The sequence below is a fragment of the Undibacterium sp. Xuan67W genome (assembly GCF_049340165.1).
Lineage (GTDB): Bacteria > Pseudomonadota > Gammaproteobacteria > Burkholderiales > Burkholderiaceae_D > Undibacterium.
On record NZ_JBMPPN010000025.1, the window covers coordinates 1 to 16746 of the forward strand.

The 16746-nt window shown below is 51.1% G+C and carries 15 protein-coding genes; 5 read left to right on the forward strand and 10 right to left on the reverse strand.

The window, feature by feature from the left end; genetic code table 11:
* Positions 1-94, forward strand: a 94-nt coding sequence (locus tag ACO0LE_RS17640; RefSeq protein ID WP_422961654.1) for an IS3 family transposase, incomplete at its 5' end; no start/stop codon positions are given.
* 96 nt (positions 95-190) lie between these two features.
* Here ACO0LE_RS17640 and ACO0LE_RS17645 read toward each other — a convergent pair.
* From ACO0LE_RS17645 to ACO0LE_RS17655, 3 genes are all read right to left on the reverse strand, one after another.
* Positions 191-592 (reverse strand): VOC family protein, encoded by a 402-nt coding sequence (locus ACO0LE_RS17645; RefSeq protein WP_422961655.1) that lies wholly within the window; start codon positions 590-592, stop codon positions 191-193.
* A gap of 186 nt (positions 593-778) precedes the next feature.
* On the reverse strand, positions 779-2893 hold the full coding sequence (locus tag ACO0LE_RS17650) for a sensor histidine kinase (RefSeq protein ID WP_422961656.1): 2115 nt from the start codon (positions 2891-2893) through the stop codon (positions 779-781).
* Complete coding sequence (locus tag ACO0LE_RS17655) at positions 2842-3546, reverse strand: response regulator transcription factor (RefSeq protein ID WP_422961657.1); 705 nt, start codon at positions 3544-3546, stop codon at positions 2842-2844. Before ACO0LE_RS17655 ends, ACO0LE_RS17650 begins: the two co-directional genes overlap by 52 nt.
* A gap of 258 nt (positions 3547-3804) precedes the next feature.
* Between ACO0LE_RS17655 and ACO0LE_RS17660 the strand changes: the two genes are divergently transcribed.
* Complete coding sequence (locus ACO0LE_RS17660) at positions 3805-5136, forward strand: SPFH domain-containing protein (protein ID WP_422961658.1); 1332 nt, start codon at positions 3805-3807, stop codon at positions 5134-5136.
* Between the two features lie 2 nt (positions 5137-5138).
* Positions 5139-6596, forward strand: a complete 1458-nt coding sequence (locus tag ACO0LE_RS17665) for a hypothetical protein (RefSeq protein ID WP_422961659.1) — start codon at positions 5139-5141, stop codon at positions 6594-6596.
* Positions 6597-6709: 113 nt separating this feature from the next.
* On the opposite strand, the gene phoR is transcribed toward ACO0LE_RS17665, so the two are convergent.
* From phoR to pstS, 7 genes are all read right to left on the reverse strand, one after another.
* Entirely contained in the window at positions 6710-8014 is a 1305-nt protein-coding gene (gene phoR / locus ACO0LE_RS17670) for a phosphate regulon sensor histidine kinase PhoR (protein ID WP_422961660.1), read from the reverse strand.
* Positions 8015-8194: 180 nt separating this feature from the next.
* A complete protein-coding gene (phoB, locus tag ACO0LE_RS17675) occupies positions 8195-8884 on the reverse strand; it encodes a phosphate regulon transcriptional regulator PhoB (RefSeq protein ID WP_422961661.1) in 690 nt (229 codons plus the stop codon).
* An 11-nt stretch (positions 8885-8895) separates the two neighbouring features.
* The gene (phoU, locus tag ACO0LE_RS17680) at positions 8896-9606 is read right to left on the reverse strand and encodes a phosphate signaling complex protein PhoU (RefSeq protein WP_422957167.1); all 711 of its coding nucleotides are present in this window, start codon (positions 9604-9606) and stop codon (positions 8896-8898) included.
* 175 nt (positions 9607-9781) lie between these two features.
* Positions 9782-10579, reverse strand: a complete 798-nt coding sequence (gene pstB, locus ACO0LE_RS17685) for a phosphate ABC transporter ATP-binding protein PstB (protein WP_422961662.1) — start codon at positions 10577-10579, stop codon at positions 9782-9784.
* 17 nt (positions 10580-10596) lie between these two features.
* On the reverse strand, positions 10597-11493 hold the full coding sequence (pstA, locus tag ACO0LE_RS17690) for a phosphate ABC transporter permease PstA (protein WP_422961663.1): 897 nt from the start codon (positions 11491-11493) through the stop codon (positions 10597-10599).
* Entirely contained in the window at positions 11490-12434 is a 945-nt protein-coding gene (pstC, locus tag ACO0LE_RS17695; RefSeq protein ID WP_422957234.1) for a phosphate ABC transporter permease subunit PstC, read from the reverse strand. Before pstC ends, pstA begins: the two co-directional genes overlap by 4 nt.
* A 332-nt stretch (positions 12435-12766) precedes the next feature.
* The gene (gene pstS / locus ACO0LE_RS17700; RefSeq protein WP_422961690.1) at positions 12767-13783 is read right to left on the reverse strand and encodes a phosphate ABC transporter substrate-binding protein PstS; all 1017 of its coding nucleotides are present in this window, start codon (positions 13781-13783) and stop codon (positions 12767-12769) included.
* A 359-nt stretch (positions 13784-14142) separates the two neighbouring features.
* Between pstS and ppk1 the strand changes: the two genes are divergently transcribed.
* On the forward strand, positions 14143-16233 hold the full coding sequence (gene ppk1, locus ACO0LE_RS17705; protein WP_422961691.1) for a polyphosphate kinase 1: 2091 nt from the start codon (positions 14143-14145) through the stop codon (positions 16231-16233).
* Positions 16234-16716, forward strand: a complete 483-nt coding sequence (gene sixA, locus ACO0LE_RS17710; protein WP_422961664.1) for a phosphohistidine phosphatase SixA — start codon at positions 16234-16236, stop codon at positions 16714-16716. It abuts the gene before it with no gap.
* The last annotated feature ends 30 nt before the right edge of the window (positions 16717-16746 follow it).

Sequence of the window (16746 nt, forward strand, 5' to 3'; positions counted from 1 at the left end):
TTACATCGAAGTGTTCTACAATCGCAAACGGCGACATAGTCATTTGAATCAGATGAGTCCCCTAGCTTTCGAGCAACAACAATTTGGAAGTTAAGAGTTGTCTACGAAATTAGGGGAAGTCCAATGCGCTTTCATAGCAGCAATTAAAAAAGAAGTCATCACTGGCGATCCCTTCTAAAAACTTGTGATATTAATCCAGAGAAATTGCCAGCGCAAAATTTAACTCGACACCGAGCCCTGAAGGGTCGGTAAGAAATAACTGGACTTGCTGCGTCTCAGGCACTGAATTCACGGTATATGAAATACCGAACAATTCAAGCTGCTCTTTGGTCTGTGCCAGATCCTGACAAGAAAAAGCGATGTGATTAAAATAGCCTGTCGTCGCGATTGCATCGCTATCTCCGGAAGATAGCACCGTTGCTTCTGACAAGTGAATGATGCTGCTATCCCCTGCATATAACCAATAACCATGCGACTTAAACGCCGGACGATGTCCTGTGTGCAAACCGAGGACGCTGCAATAAAAATCCCGCACACGTTCCAGTAAATCCGACGGGGCTTTGATATTGATATGGTTAATCGCAGTAATCATGATGTCTCGATCTTTGATAGACAATGGAATGAATAATTAAAAAGCTCGCATAAGTTAATTAGGAACCAGTCACAAGCAAATTGCATGCGGGTTACAGCCCAATCCGTAGCCAGCTACGAACCGGTTACGTATCGGTTAGACGCCAATTACAAGCAAAGACGTGAGGCAAAAACCGCAGCAAAAACCTCAATGCGCCCGCTGCAAACTTAGCACAAAGCTTACACCATCATGTGTATTATGCGCGCTGATCGTGCCACCCATTTTTGCCATATAGGTTTTCGCGACAAACAAGCCCTGCCCTCGGTTGCCATTTGCTCCCGAGTCCTGCTGATCGGAGACACCGTATTCAAAAATCTTGTCCAGCATATCGACAGCAATATGCGGACCAGTGTTGTGGATAATGATGGTGACGCCCGTCTCGCTGGTCAGCAAGTCAATCCGAACCGGACTCCCGGGCAGGCGATAGCGATCGGCATTACGTAGCACATGGGTGACGACGTCCTCCAGCGAATAATCATCAGCCCTGACCATGATCGGTTCCGCACTACTATTAAATTTAACGTGAGAAATGCCGACGCAAGGCGCGTTGTCCGCCACGTTACGCAAGAAAGCCGCGATGTCGATGCTGGTAACTTGCAGCTCTGTCGATTGAAATGCTTCACTTGGCGAGGCGCTGCCATACAACACGCGTATTGCTTGCTGCATGCGGTGAATATAGCGACTACTCTGATCATCAGCTGCTCCATGCAGCGCCATCAGTGACTGCAATGGCGACATAATCTCGTGACCTACGGCATGCCACATCTGCTTCTCTTGCTCGGCGCGGATGCCTTCGCGTTCGACGTCTTCTTTGACCCGTCGCAGCAAATCGTGCAAGCAACTTGCCAGTACGCCTAACTCGTCATCACCACGTAAATCTCCCAACTCAAACTGTTGTAAACCTCCGGTGCCTTTAACCGTTTTGGACAAAGATGCGGCGCGTTTAGTCAGGACTGTGATTTTGCGGATAATGCTGATTTCCATGATCAGCCAGGTGAGAAATAGCGCCAGCAACATCGCACCGACAAACCAGGACACGCGGGTCGCCACGACGGCCAGGCTCTTGCTCACACTACGCAAGTCGCCTTTAAGTACGACCTCGTAACTATCGAGTGCGGTTGTGATCTGGTCACGACTTTCCAGCGGCGTATCGTACTCATCCACAGGCAAGCGGCGAATCAGGCGCGTCAATGCATTCCACGAGTCGCTCTCTTGTTCGACCTGACCACTCAGGTTCACCAGTTCTTTAGCGCCCGACAGCTTGCGTATTCTCACTGTCTCACCGGGCAATAACTGACTTTGTAAATCTTTTAGTGAGAATGGCGGCGTCGGCGTCTCCTTTTCACTATCGAACAAGGTGTCGTTGCTGTCCGGCGCCAGCACGGCGATCCTGACTTTAATCTGATCGAGATCTTCGGGTGGCCAGACCGGGCGTTTTTTCTCAAATAAGGCCTCTTGCCAGATAGCGATAGGCAAGCGCAAGGAATAGAACGAAGTCTTACTGCAAGTGTGATCCTGATCATCGAGTTCGGCCTGATTGCAATTCGCGTTTTGCCAGATCCAACCGCGGAATTCCTTCACTGGCCGGGCATTTGGCTTGTCGGCCTCACTGGTCCAGAATCCGGTCAGGCGACCGCGCAATCCTGGGGATTTTTTTCCTGCATCTGGCATTTTTTCGAATGGTGCAATCCATTGATATGTTTGTCCGCGCAGGCTGACGCTGACCTGCATTCTGTGCGCTTGCACCAGACTCTCATCACCCCGCTGATGCGCGACCAGATCGGCACTATTGAAGCTACCTGCCGCGTAGATATAACCACCTGCCCACGGATTATTACCGATGCCCAGACACAACGAACCACTGCTGCCGTATTGCACCAGACAGCCCGACATCGCTACTGCCTGCTGCACCTTATTCTGATCATCAAAATCCAGCGCCGAGAACGGCAACAGCAAAGGATGCAAGCCTTCACCGCCTTTGTCTGCGGGTGGATTCAATAAGGCCAGTTGACCTGCGGGATGACGTAAGGTTGAGAGTATCTGCTCACGGGTTTTATTAAAACTGTGCTGATAATTCTTATAGCTGAGTTGCTTCTCCTGTTGCAGTACAGAGAGCGCCAACGCAACCGTGGCCACGGCAAGTAGCAGAAAGGCGGTGCGAAATAAGAGACGCAAACGATACGGTGCCAGTACAGAAAAAAGCGCTTTCATCACTTGCCATCCACCCAGCGAAAACCACGCATCGGTACGTTTTCTATACATTCAAACCCAGGATCAATTTCGCGGAAAGCGTCGCGGATAGTGCTAACATGCTTTCTGATATTGTCGCGGTTACGGCCGCTCTTGACGACCTCGTATAAATCATCGTAAGACACTACTTGGCCACGACTGGCGAACAGTGCTGCCAGAATCCGTTGTGCGGTCAGCGGCAAATTAATACGCTGGCCGCGCCAGATCGGGCTGCGCTGACGCAATGGATCCATCGCCAGTTCATCGATGATCTCAACTTGTTTGCCGTTGTCCTTATGCTGTTTGCGTTCTTTGACTGCGCGTAAAATTTCTAAGAAGGTATCGATGAAATCCGCCTCTTCAAACGTCGCTTTTTGCAAATAATCCCAGGCATCCAGTGCCTTCATGATGCTGCGGTAAATCGTCGCAGGCATGGCGGACACGACGAGTACCGGCGTGGCCTGACTCTTATTGATGACATTAATGATCGCCACACCGGCATGACGCTCGCGCCCCAGCTCGATGTCCAGCACCACCAGATCATAGGTCTCACGTGCCAGCGCGGCTTCGGCGTCGTCACGGCTAAACCATTGATCAACCTGGATGCCCGGCTTCGCCGATTCTATCCAGGACTTGAGTTGATTACTGGTCGGCAGATCGTCTTCGATTACGGCTACTTTTACCATGCTGCGCTTCTCCTGCTTCGTTCTGGTCACTGATGAGTGAAGTATCCACGCTTTCGATGCAAAAGTCATACGTCAGGCTGTGAGTTTTTACTCACACGGTTTTCCGCTGGCTCCGCAGACGGAACAAGTGCTCGGGAGCGATGAAGATACTGGCACGGCTGCCTCGTTGATTCTTCCGCGCACACAGTCGCATGATGTGTCTCAGGGAACAGCAGCGAATGAACGCGGCACCCGACCACAACATCACAGGAGAATGTCATGTCTGACCGTATCAAAGCCATCGTACAAGCCATCCGTTCCACCTTATCAAAAAGCGTATCTGGCCTACGCCATGTCTCTGGCGGGTTTGGCAATGACGCATCTGGTATCAACTCTAACAACATCTCCGGCAGTATCTCCGGCGGCATCAAAACACACGGCGGCACTATCATCAAACGCTTTGCGGTTCTGGCCGTCCTCGGCACCGCCGCTTTTGCAGTGATTCAGCATCCACCCGTCCAGACAATAGAACGCGGCGATGTCGGTATCCGCATCAATCAACTGACTGGCGTTTCGGAAGAACTGCGTGCCGGTACCGTGATGGCGATTCCTGGCATCCATGAGTTGCGTCGCTACTCGCTGCTGGACCAGACCTACCGCCCGGTGAAAAGCGCCAAAGCCAATGGCGAGGCGCCTTTCCAGTCGATCGAAGGTTTATCGCTGGGGGTGGATCTGACCATACGTTATGTGCTCGACCCAGCGAAACTGACGAGCATGAGCAAAAGCCTGCCGCAAGATATCAACGGTGAAATCGTCGAACCAGCGGTGCAAGGTGTCATCTATAAAGCGTTTACCCGATACACCGTGAGAGAAATTTTCTCCAGCAAACGTCAGGAAATCCAGCAACAGATCGAAGCCGAACTCAAGCCCAAACTCGCTACCGATGGCGTGATTCTGCGTAGCGTCATGATGGGTAAAGTAGATCTGCCACCTGATTACAAAGTCGGCATGGAAAAACTCCTTGCAGAAGAACTAGAAAGCGAAAAGATGCGCTACACCTTAGAACTCAAAGGCAAGCAAGTCCAGCAAACCGCACTTGAAGCCGATGCAGAAAAGATCCGCCGTGAAAAAAACGCAGAAGCCGCTGCCAGCGAGCAGATCATCGCCGCCAAAGCACAGGAAGAAGCGATGAAACATGTACTGCCGTTTAAACAAAAACAAATTGAACAGAGACAATTTGAGGCTGAAGCCGAAAAAATCTCCCGCATCAAAACCTCAGAAGGCTCCGCCCAGGCACGCATCATCGAAGCCGCTGGTGAGGCAGACTCACGCCGTAAACTCGCCGACGCCGAAGCGTATCGTCAGGATCTGGTCGGTAAAGTCGCCAGCGCCCAGCTCGAACGCGACGGTGCCTTACTGAGCAAACATCCATTACTCATTCAAAAAACGATGGCGGATAAATTATCGGACAAAATTTCGGTGATTATTGCGCCACCACCGGCAGATGGCGGATTCATCGGCTCAGCTTTATTGGGTGCTGGCAAAAACCAGCAAACGCAGTTGCAGGCACAGACCCAAGCACAAACAACGTCCACTGAAGAGAGCCAATAATCATGTTAGCTGCTGTCATTACCGTCCTTGCCATCGTGACCCAGGATCAGGCGCAATTGCGCGCCGCGCCCAAAGACAGCGCACAGCAACAAGCTGTGCTATGGCAAGGCGATAGTCTGGAAATTCGCGGAGAAAAACTCGACTACCTGCAAGTCTATGACCATCGCCGGGAGCGTGCCGGCTATATCAAAGCAAGCCAGGTAAGGATCATCTCGACCAAGCCCGATGACGCGCCTGAGCTTTTGTCTGTCGTGCGTTTTCTGCGTGATACCCCGGGTGCCGAAGCCTTGGGCATCGCCTACACCGCCGCCTTCCTGAAGGCGGCTCCAGTGCAGGCAATCAACGCCGAAGCCTTTGATGCATTAGGCGGGATGGCAGAACGTCTGGCACGTCGCGCATCAAACAAAACGCTTAATCCGGGTGTCAAGCAAAGCGATACCCAGATCGCCGCACATCTGGAAGTCGCCGCGTACTACGGCGTGAATTTAAAAGGCATAGAAAGGGATGGACGTATCCAGCTCTGCTATGACGGCGAAGCTTTTCGCCGCGTGCTCGCGATGAATGCTAGTCAGATGCAAAAAGCAAAAGCGGCGCTGGCCCTGACACGTCCCGACTGCATCGATCCGGCGACACGGCCAACCGAGCGCAATAGTATCGATCTGTGGCGCGCCGAGGTGCTCGATAGGGTTGAGATTACGGAATTACCTGAATACCAGAAGAACCGCATCCGCATGCGCCGCGCCGGTGTCTGGTCCAGTATTGCGTTTCAGCGCCAGCGCAAAGGCGACAACAACGGCACAAACAGCAACAACAGCGAAGCCGCAGCAAATCGCGCATTGATCGAATTAGCAGGCGTGAATAAGAGCGAAATGAGCGACGAAGACCTCGTCAGCTATGCAGAAGCAGGCGTACGTACCGGCAGCATGCGCTGGGCAGCAGAACCGGCACCAGCACCGCTACCGGCGTCAGCCGACAGCAAGAACCTGCGCATCGTCACCACACCGGGGCAACCGGGTGAAACCTGCGTTGCATTACTTGATGCCAAACACGATAGTAAAGCCCCGCTGGCACAACGCTGTACCTACAGCCTGGTATGGACAGCTTCAGCGCGTAGTAATCCCCAGCACACCGCGCTGACGCTGGCCGTACAGCCGATGGACACCTGGCGCGAGATGTGGCTGTTCCACCAAACAGGTAAAGAGTGGGTCATCGATGTGATCCCGCCCGCAGCGGCAGAGCCGGACCTGGGCTACGCAGAATTTGCAGGATGGGTACCAGGAACGACAAAACTCCTGATGGCGAGAGAAGCACGTGTGGATGGCCGCTACAAGCGCAGCTTTGAAATCGTCAGCGGCGAATCGCTGCAGGTAGAGCGTTGGGCCGACAACCCTAATTCGCTCAGCGTGTTCTATCGCTGGCAAGATCCGCTGTGGAAGAAACAGACGATCAGTTTGCGGTAGGACGGCGTGTGAAAATTAAGACGAATTAACTGGGCAATGAAAAAGGACATCACATTTGTACGTGATGCCCTTTTTCGTTTATACCGCCACAGATCCAGTCAGATCCATTACATTCATTCGATTTCATCCTGTACCACAGCAGCAGCCGGAAACTGCGCGCAGAATTTACTGCCGACCTGTGGTGTGGATTCAATCATTAAATTCGCTTTGTGTCGCAATAACACATGCTTCACAATCGCTAGCCCCAAACCGGTTCCCTGGGTCTCGCGCGAACGGCTTTTATCAACGCGATAGAAGCGCTCTGTAAGGCGCGAAATATGTTCGGCGCTGATGCCGATACCATTGTCTTGCACAATAAATTTCGGCCCTTGCGACAGATTCTTCCAGATCAGTTTGATCTCACCGTTCTCTGGCGTGTAGCGAATCGCGTTCGTGACCAGATTGGTCAGAGCGCTACGTATCTCATCGGTGCTGCCAAAGATATTCGGTCCATCAAATTCTAGCGTGATGATATGCCGACCTGCGGACAAGGCATGCGCTTCTTCGATTATCTGTTCCAGCATCGCGCGCATATTGATGCGATCCGGTCGCATCGGATAATCCATCGATTCCAGACGGGTCAAAGTCAGCATGTCTTCAACCAGTCTTTGCATACGCTCGCCCTGCTCTGCCATCAGCTTCAGATGTGACATGCGGGTTGAGGCGTCGAGGTCTGGTTGCAGGGAGGCGATCTCTAAAAATCCGTTGATCACCGTCAGCGGCGTACGCAATTCATGGGAGGCATTCGCAATAAAGTCGCGACGCATCATATCAATCCGTTCGGATTCGGTGACATCATGCGTGACCAGAATCTGTCTGCGGTTTTCAAATGGGATGATATGGACAATCAACTTACGTTCGCGGAACGACAGCGTCAGCGGTACATCATAGCGACCGAGGATGATGTAATCCATGAACTCAGGACTGCGGACCAGATTGGTAATCCGCATGCCTTTATCTTGCTTGAGGCTCAGGCCAAGATGGCTTTCCGCCGCGGGATTGCACCACTCAAGAAACAGGACGTCATCCATGATCACCACGCCGTCGGGCAATAAGGTCATGGCCTGGCGAAAACGGGCGAGCCATTCGGCCAGTTCGGTTTGATTTTTTTCATCGCCGCGACGCAGACGATACAGACGCGAGAAGACTTCGGTCCAAGCGCCCCAGCCATCTGGCAAACGCGAGATATTCGGTTTATCCAGCCAGTCAGATAGGCGCAGCAAGAAGAAGAGTTGAATGACAATCAGGACGATCACACCGATTACAGCGAGAACAAGACCCGGTACAGGTCCCCATACAAAACCGGCGGCAGCAGACAGACCCAGCACCACCAGAATACGGACGGTGGCAGAGATCCAGAAGATAAGATGAGGATGCATTAACTACCCTAAGTAACGCTTAAGAGAAAATACTCTACCCCTGTATATTTCAATCCACCAATAAGAATGTGCGGATTGGGCTGTTTTTTATTAATTACAGGGGGAGTATATCAAATTGTCTGGCAAATACAGCAGGATCCTAGATCACTTGCAGAAACACGAACGAAGGTGAGCGCCGCTCTATTTCTCCGACAGCATATATCCTACGCTGCGCACTGTTTTAATCAAGGATTCCGCATTTTTCAGTACCTTGCGCAGACGCAGCACATGAACGTCGACCGTACGTTCTTCGATAACGACATGATCACCCCAGACCTTGTCGAGCAACTGGCTGCGTGAGAATACGCGCTCGGGATGCGCCATAAAAAACTTGAGCAGCTTGTATTCTGCGTGACCGATATCGACCTTTTGCTCATCGATCTTGACCGTGCAACTGACCGGATCCAGGATCACCGGACCAGCAGCAAGCGCACTTTGTGCATGCTCGGGGCTCTTGCGACGCAACAAAGCTTTGATACGGGCTGTCAACTCGCGCGGCGAGAATGGCTTCGTCACATAGTCATCGGCACCGTGATCAAGACCGGCAATCTTGTCTTCTTCCATGCTTTTTGCCGTCAGCATAATGACCGGCACCTCGTTCAGCTGACGGTCACCACGGATCTTTGACAAGAGACGCAAACCACTCTGGTCAGGCAACATCCAGTCGAGCAGCACTAATTGTGGCGTACGGCGCTGAATGAACTCCCAGGCCTCTGCCGTGTTGTTGACGGAATAGGTATTCCATCCGCTGGCGCGCAAGGTAAAGGTCACCAACTCAACGATGGCGGGCTCATCTTCAACGATGAGAATAGTGGTCTTGTCAGCAGCCATCATAGAATGAATTAGTTACTTTGCTCTTGTTTAGTCGCTACATAATCGGAGTGGCGGATGTCTTTACCTTCGACGATGTAGATAGTATGTTCTGCGATATTTTTGGCGTGATCGCCAATGCGCTCGATTGCCTTTGCCACCCATAAAGCATCCAGTGTCGAAGAAATCGTGCTCGGATCTTCCATCATGAAGGTGATCAGATTGCGCATGATCGAACGGAAGTCGTTGTCGATTAAGGCATCCTGAGCGATCAGCTGCACTGCCTTAGCCTGATCCAGACGCGCAAACGCATCCAGCGACTGATGCAACATATCGCCAACACTCGCTGCCAGAACACGCACGGCGTCATAACCATTGAAAAGCGCCTGCTGCTTGCGCGCCAGACTTGCATCACGTGAAATCCGGGCAATCTTGGTCGACTCATCACCGATACGTTCGAGATCAGTAATTACTTTTCCCGTGGCCATGACAGTACGCAAATCATTCGCTGCCGGCTGGCGCTTGACGATCAGATGACTGCACATATCGTCCAGAGTCACTTCGAGGCGATTCACTTCCAGATCCGATTTAATCACCTGCTCGGCATGCTCAGCATTACCGGTGCGAAAGCACGACATCGCATCATGGAAATGGCTCTCCACCAGACCACCCATCAACAAGACCTTAGAACGAATCGTTTCCAGATCATTGTCATACTGTTTTGAAGAATGTTCGCCTGTCACGGTATGCTCCTAAATGTGCAATTTTTTTGCTTGGTTTTTACTTAAATATCTCACAAGCGAGCTGAGTAAGCGTAGCGAGCAGGGCTAGCTTGGTTTGAGAAGCGCAGTCGTACTTTAGTACGTCGAGCATCGCCGAACCAAGATCGCTCCGGGCAATAGCTTAATCAGTGTGAGACTAGCCGAAACGGCCAGTGATGTAATCCTGAGTTTCTTTTTTCACAGGATTCATAAAAATCTGATCCGTCTCACCGAATTCCACCAACTCACCTAGATACATATACGCTGTGAAGTCGGAACAACGGGCTGCCTGCTGCATATTGTGGGTCACGATTGCGATGGTGTAATCCTCTTTCAACTCATGAATCAATTCTTCAATCTTAACGGTTGAAATCGGATCCAGCGCCGAGGTTGGTTCATCAAGCAGCAATACATCTGGTTTGACGGAGACACCGCGGGCGATGCACAAACGTTGTTGCTGACCACCGGACAAACTCAGACCGCTCTTATTCAGTTTGTCTTTGACTTCGGTCCAGAGTGCTGCTTTTTTCAACGACCATTCAACGCGTTCATCCATCTCGCCTTTAGACAAGTTCTCGTACAAACGTACACCGAACGCGATATTGTCATAGACCGACATCGGAAACGGTGTGGGCTTCTGAAAAACCATGCCAACTTTTGCGCGCAACAGGTTGATATCCTGATTCGCATCGAGAATGTTTTTACCGTTGTACATGATCTGACCTTCGGCACGCTGGCCTGGATACAGATCGTACATACGATTCAGGGTACGCAGCAACGTCGATTTGCCGCAACCGGATGGCCCAATAAAGGCGGTTACTTTTTTGTCGCGAATATTCAGGTTGATGTCGCGCAGACTGCGGGTCGCGCCATAGAAAAAATTCAAACCTGAAATTTCGATCGCCATTTTGCTGTCAATAGTCGATGTTGCTGGCTCTGTCATGGTCGTTGTCATTATGGATTCCAAGGAAATTAGTTCTGAACTTTTTGGTTGAACATCGTGCGCGACAGAATATTCAGTCCCAACACACTAAACGTAATCAGCAAGGCGCCACCCCAAGCTAGCTCACGCCAGTTATCGTAAGGGCTCATTGCAAACTGGTAGATCACGACGGGCAAATTCGCCATCGGTTTATTCATATTGCCGTTATAGAACTGGTTGTTCAGGGCTGTGAACAGCAATGGAGCTGTCTCGCCAGAGATACGTGCAACAGCTAACAAAATACCGGTAATGACGCCTGCCTTTACTGCACGCAAACGTATCAGCAGAGCGACTTTCCAGCGTGGGGCACCTAGCGCAAATGCGGCCTCGCGCAAGCTCGTTGGCACCAAACCCAGCATATTATCGGTAGTACGAACCACCACAGGGATCGCAATCAGTGAGATCGCCAAGCTGCCGGCCCAACCGGAAAAATGTTTAACGTTGTACACATAGATCGCATACACGAACAAACCGATCACAATCGAGGGCGCAGACAACATAATGTCTGTCACAAAACGCGTGACGCCGCCGAACCAGCTCTTATCGCCATATTCAGCGAGATAAATACCGGCCAGGATACCAATCGGCGTACTAATCAGTGTCGCAAATCCGACCATCATAAAGCTGCCGACAATCGCATTCATCAGACCGCCACCATCACTGCCTGGTGCCGGTGTGGTTTCGACAAACATTGCCAGACTGATTGCCGAAAAACCTTTGATCAGCAAGGTCGCCAGTATCCACATCAGAAAGAACACGCCCAAGGCCATCGCCAGCGAAGATAAGGCGATACCGATTTTGTGCGTCAGCAGACGACGTTTATAAACAGGATTATCTGGAGAAGAATTCAACGGCAAAGGCGCTGCCGCCAGGTAGTTGTCGCTCATTTTGCACCTTCTTTTTTACTTAAACCCAGAAGCATCAGCTTGGCAGCCGACAGCACAACAAAGGTAATCACAAACAGGATCAGACCCAGCAAGAACAGGGATGAGGTGTGCAGCACTGTCTCCGCTTCAGCAAATTCATTCGCGAGAGTCGAAGCAATACTGTTACCTGCTGCGAACAGGGACCAGGATAATTTGTGCGCATTACCGATCACAAAGGTAATCGCCATGGTTTCGCCAAGTGCACGTCCCAGACCGAGCATGACGCCGCCGACGACACCGATCTTGGTGTAAGGCAAGACGATTTTGCGGACGACTTCCCATTTAGTACAACCTAGGCCGTAGGCAGATTCTTTCAATACCGGAGGAACGACTTCAAATACATCGCGCATGACGGAGGAGATGAACGGAATGATCATGATTGCCAGAATCACGCCTGCTGCCAGAATACCAATACCGATCATAGGACCGGAAAACATTACGCCGATGACGGGCAATTTACCCAGCGTATTGTGTAATGCAGGCTGTATATATTCAGAGAACAGCGGCGCAAACACAAACAAGCCCCACATACCGTAAATAATACTTGGCACACCGGCCAGCAATTCAATCGCTGTACCGAGCGGACGCTTAAGCCAAGGTGGGCAAATTTCGGTGAGAAACAAGGCAATACCAAAACTGACCGGGAAAGCAATCAGCAGCGCGATCACCGAAGTGGCAAGCGTGCCGACAATCGCAATCAAGCCACCGTATTTATCATTGACCGGATCCCACTCGATGGTTGTCACGAATCCGGGGCCGAATTCTTGCATCGCCGGCCAGGCACGGATAATCAGGGAGATGATGATGCCGATCAGCACCACCAATACGAATAGAGCAAAACTGAATGTCAGCTTGTGGAAGATAAAATCTTGCCATTGCTGACGTCGCATGACCGCCACCATATTAACTTCTGCTGATTGCGCCGAAGCAGCAACCTGAGAGTGGTTCTGGAGGGTGCTTGGGCTAGCTGGAGAAGTGGGCGTGGACATGGCTATCGAAGGTTGTTGTATCTGCATGGAACACAATTCCATCTCATTAAAGTAGTTCGGGTAATCGTTCAGGGGTTGTTCTGAGTCTTACGGAACTTCTGACACTCTGGGCAAAGTGGATGCCGCTCTCAACCGCGAATTCCACTTTGCTTTTTACTGCTAGCTTAACTGCTTTTACTTATTCGAATCATGCACATTGATGATGGAATTTCATCAGCAATGTGCCGATCAATCGATCAAACTAATTACCAGATTGCTTTCCCGGATGCGTCTTTAACTTTCGCTTTCCAGCTATCTTCGATCAGCTTAACTACGGCAGGTGGCAAGGACACATATTCCAGTTCAGTTGCCATTGCGCCGCCGTTTTTGAATGCCCAGTCAAAGAATTTCAATACTTCTTTGCCTTTTTCAGCATCAGCCTGAGCTTTGTGCATCAGGATGAACGACGCGCCAGTGATAGGCCATGTAACTTTGCCTGGCTGGTTAGTCAGCACCAGGTACATGCCCGGGGCTTTAGACCAGTCAGCACCCGCTGCAGCCGCTTTGAAGTTTTCATCATCAGGTTCAGCGAATTGACCATCTGCATTTTTCAACAAGGTGTAAATCATTTTGTTACGCTTAACATAAGCATATTCAACGTAGCCGATGGAATTCTTAATACGCTGTACGTTAGCGGCAACGCCTTCATTGCCCTTCCCACCCAGACCGACAGGCCATTTGACCGCTGTGCTTGCGCCAACGACTGTTTTGAATTCTGGATTGACTTTAGACAGGTAATCGGACCACAGGAATGTAGTGCCTGAACCGTCAGAGCGATGTACTACAGTGATTTCTTCTGCTGGCAATTTCAGGCCTGGATTGATTGCAGCGATTTCCGGTGCATTCCATTTTGTGATTTTGCCCATGTAGATAGCAGCCAGTACGTCGCCTGTCATCTTCATTTTACCTGGAGCGATACCGTCCAGATTGACAACTGGCACCACGCCACCGATGATTGCCGGGAATTGTGTCAAACCTTCTGCATCCAATTCTTCGAGCTTCAAAGGCATATCAGACGCGCCGAAATCGACTGTCTTTGCTTTAATCTGTTTGATACCACCACCGGAACCGATGGATTGATAGTTGAGGCCGTTACCCGTTGCTTTTTTGTAAGCTTCTGCCCATTTTGCATAAATAGGATAAGGGAAAGTCGCACCTGCGCCAGTCATGTCGGCGGCTTGAACTGCTGAAACGGATGCTGTCGCTGTAACAAACGCGATCATCAAAGATGTAAAGAGTCGATTGAGTTGCATATTCACCTCGGGGTTAGATAACACGTAGCGGTCTGGATCTGGTCCATTACTGCTGGTTCATAACTGATTTATTACGGAGCGAACTTTACAAGTCAAATATGACAGGATTATGACGCACAATAATATTTGATGAAATACAGGATTAGTATGTCATTAATTGTCATAAACTTGTCATATTGCCTCTTTACAATCCACTGCACCTATATGACGGTCTCTATGACACGCGAGCAAACATGCAAGATCAGAAAGCCCCCAACCCGCCGGCAGAATCAGTGGCAACGCCTGTCGAACCGATTGAGCAAAACACTCATGTCAAGCCTGCGACTTCTATGACAACACATCAGGAATTACCGCGATCAGCGATTTTCCTTGATCGGGAGATGTCACAAATAGCTTTTAACTGGCGGGTACTGGCACAGGCCGAGGACAAAACCATTCCTTTAATGGAGCGCTTACGTTATTTGTGTATCGTCGGTAGCAATCTCGATGAGTTCTTTGAAGTTCGTGTTGCAAGCCTGCTGGCACAGAACACCGTAGATGGCGAATTGGCGCAACATCCGGCCTTCGTCGCGATGATGGACAGGATTAATAAAGAATGTCATGAGCTCGCCAAACGTCAGTACGAAGTCCTGAATCAGGAAATTTTGCCGCAACTGGCACGCAAACGTATTCATCTCTTACGCCATACCGATAGGAACGAAGCACAAAGAGCCTGGGTCAAGGCCTACTTTGAACGCGAAGTAAAACCGCTTCTGACACCGATCGGCCTCGACCCTGCGCATCCATTCCCGCAAGTAGTGAATAAGAGTTTGAATTTTATCGTCTCGCTGGCCGGTAAAGATGCCTTTGGCCGCGGTACTGCGATTGCAATTGTCAAAGCACCACGCGTCCTGCCGCGAGTGATCAAGCTGCCGGATGAACTGTCAGACAAAGGTTTATCGTTCTGCCTGCTGTCATCAGTGATTCATGCGCATATCGGCGATTTATTCAACGGACGCGAAGTTCTTGCTTATTCGCAATTCCGTGTGACACGCGATAGTGATCTGTGGGTCGATGAAGAAGAAGTGAAAAATTTGCGTCAGGCCTTGCAAGGCGAATTACAGACGCGTCAGTTTGGCGCAGCCGTCCGTCTGGAAGTGGCTAAAAACTGTCCGGACGATCTTGCGCAGTTCCTGTTGTCGCAATTCTCGCTTAATCAGGACCGGTTATATCCAGTCGATGGCCCGGTCAATATGGTGCGCTTGTCTGAGCTGGTGGATCATGTCAAGCAGCCGAATTTGCGCTTCCCGCCGTTCTCTGCCAAGATCAATTCCAAATACGCACACGCCGACATCTTCACCCTGCTCGGCAAGCAAGATATTTTATTGCATCATCCGTTTCAACCTTTCCAGACAGTGATCGACTTCATCCGCTCCGCATCACTCGATCCGGCGGTAGTGGCAATCAAGCAGACGATTTACCGCACTGGTATGAATTCGGATCTGATGGAGTCACTGATCACCGCCGCACGCCACGGTAAAGAAGTCACCGTTGTGGTTGAGTTGATGGCGCGTTTTGATGAAGAAGCGAATATCAACTGGGCAGATCGCCTGCAACGCGCTGGTGCTCAGGTGGTCTACGGTGTCGTCGGATTAAAAACCCATGCAAAATTAGCGCTGGTGATCCGTCGCGAAGAAGGCGGTGCATTGCGGCATTACGCGCATCTGGGCACAGGTAACTACCATCCGTCGACAACTAAGTTCTATACGGATTTTGGTCTGCTGACGGCGCATCCGGCGATTGCTGCTGAGGTGAATGAAGTGTTCATCCACCTGACTGGACTGAATAAACCGAAAAAACTCGACTACCTGTGGCTCGCGCCATTTGCTCTGCAACCGCAGATCATCAAAGCCATCCGAAACGAAGCCAAGATCGCCCGCTCTGGCAGGCCGGGACGGATTATCGCCAAGATGAATGCCTTGCTTGATGAATCCGTGATCCGTGCTCTGTATGCAGCGTCAGCAGACGGCGTCAAGATTGACCTGATCGTGCGTGGTGCCTGCGCGCTGCGTCCCGGCGTCCCGGGCTTATCAGAAAACATCAAGGTGCGCTCCATCATCGGCCGCTTTCTGGAACATAGCCGCATCTATTATTTCCGCAACGATCTCGCTCACGACGTACATCTCGCCAGCGCCGACTGGATGAGCCGCAATCTGTTCCGCCGTATTGAAGTCGCGTTCCCGGTATTAGATAAATCCCTGAAAAAACGTGTAATCACCGAAGGTCTGGATCCCTATCTCAAGGACAATGTCAACGCCTGGACACTTGACAGCGACGGTGACTATCACCGCAAAAAAGCCCGCACCAAGCAAGCATCTATCTGTGCTCAGCAAAGTCTGATGCAGCGCCTGGGATCGTTATCGGACACGGACGGGGAATAGATGGACCTGATCCTGTGGCGCCATGCCGACGCAGAACTGGCCGCTCCCGGCATGCCAGACAGCGCCCGCAAGCTCACAGGAAAAGGGATCAAACAGGCCAACAAAATGGCCTACTGGCTAGACAGCAATCTGCCAGAAACCTGCCGCATTCTAGTCAGCCCCACGGTCAGAACCCGCGAGACGATGGCGGCACTCGATCGCAAGTTCAAAGTCATCTACGAAATCGGTCCCGAAGCCGATGCCGACGCCCTGCTCCAAGCGGCAAACTGGCCAAACAGCCGCGAACCAGTCCTCATAGTCGGCCACCAGCCAACGCTGGGTCAGGTGGCTGCCCGTCTGATCGCGCCGGCACAACAAGACTGCTCAGTACGCAAAGGCAACGTCTGGTGGATCAGCCAGAAGCAACGCGCCAAAGAAGACAGCGAAGCAGGCATACAAACCTATCTCAAAGCGATCATGTCTCCAGACCTGGTAATCAAATAGTCTAGGGTTCATATTCGCAGTTGTAGTCAT

Bases quoted from the DNA above. Each gene is read 5' to 3' on its own strand.
- ACO0LE_RS17660 (WP_422961658.1), top strand. From the start codon at position 3,805: ATGTCTGACCGTATCAAAGCCATCGTACAAGCCATCCGTTCCACCTTA.
- sixA (WP_422961664.1), top strand. From the start codon at position 16,234: ATGGACCTGATCCTGTGGCGCCATGCCGACGCAGAACTGGCCGCTCCC.
- phoR (WP_422961660.1), bottom strand. From the start codon at position 8,014: ATGCATCCTCATCTTATCTTCTGGATCTCTGCCACCGTCCGTATTCTG.
- ACO0LE_RS17665 (WP_422961659.1), top strand. From the start codon at position 5,139: ATGTTAGCTGCTGTCATTACCGTCCTTGCCATCGTGACCCAGGATCAG.
- ACO0LE_RS17655 (WP_422961657.1), bottom strand. From the start codon at position 3,546: ATGGTAAAAGTAGCCGTAATCGAAGACGATCTGCCGACCAGTAATCAA.
- ppk1 (WP_422961691.1), top strand. From the start codon at position 14,143: ATGACAACACATCAGGAATTACCGCGATCAGCGATTTTCCTTGATCGG.
- pstC (WP_422957234.1), bottom strand. From the start codon at position 12,434: ATGGTGGCGGTCATGCGACGTCAGCAATGGCAAGATTTTATCTTCCAC.
- pstS (WP_422961690.1), bottom strand. From the start codon at position 13,783: ATGATCGCGTTTGTTACAGCGACAGCATCCGTTTCAGCAGTTCAAGCC.
- phoB (WP_422961661.1), bottom strand. From the start codon at position 8,884: ATGGCTGCTGACAAGACCACTATTCTCATCGTTGAAGATGAGCCCGCC.
- pstA (WP_422961663.1), bottom strand. From the start codon at position 11,493: ATGAGCGACAACTACCTGGCGGCAGCGCCTTTGCCGTTGAATTCTTCT.
- pstB (WP_422961662.1), bottom strand. From the start codon at position 10,579: ATGACAACGACCATGACAGAGCCAGCAACATCGACTATTGACAGCAAA.
- ACO0LE_RS17650 (WP_422961656.1), bottom strand. From the start codon at position 2,893: ATGTATAGAAAACGTACCGATGCGTGGTTTTCGCTGGGTGGATGGCAA.
- ACO0LE_RS17645 (WP_422961655.1), bottom strand. From the start codon at position 592: ATGATTACTGCGATTAACCATATCAATATCAAAGCCCCGTCGGATTTA.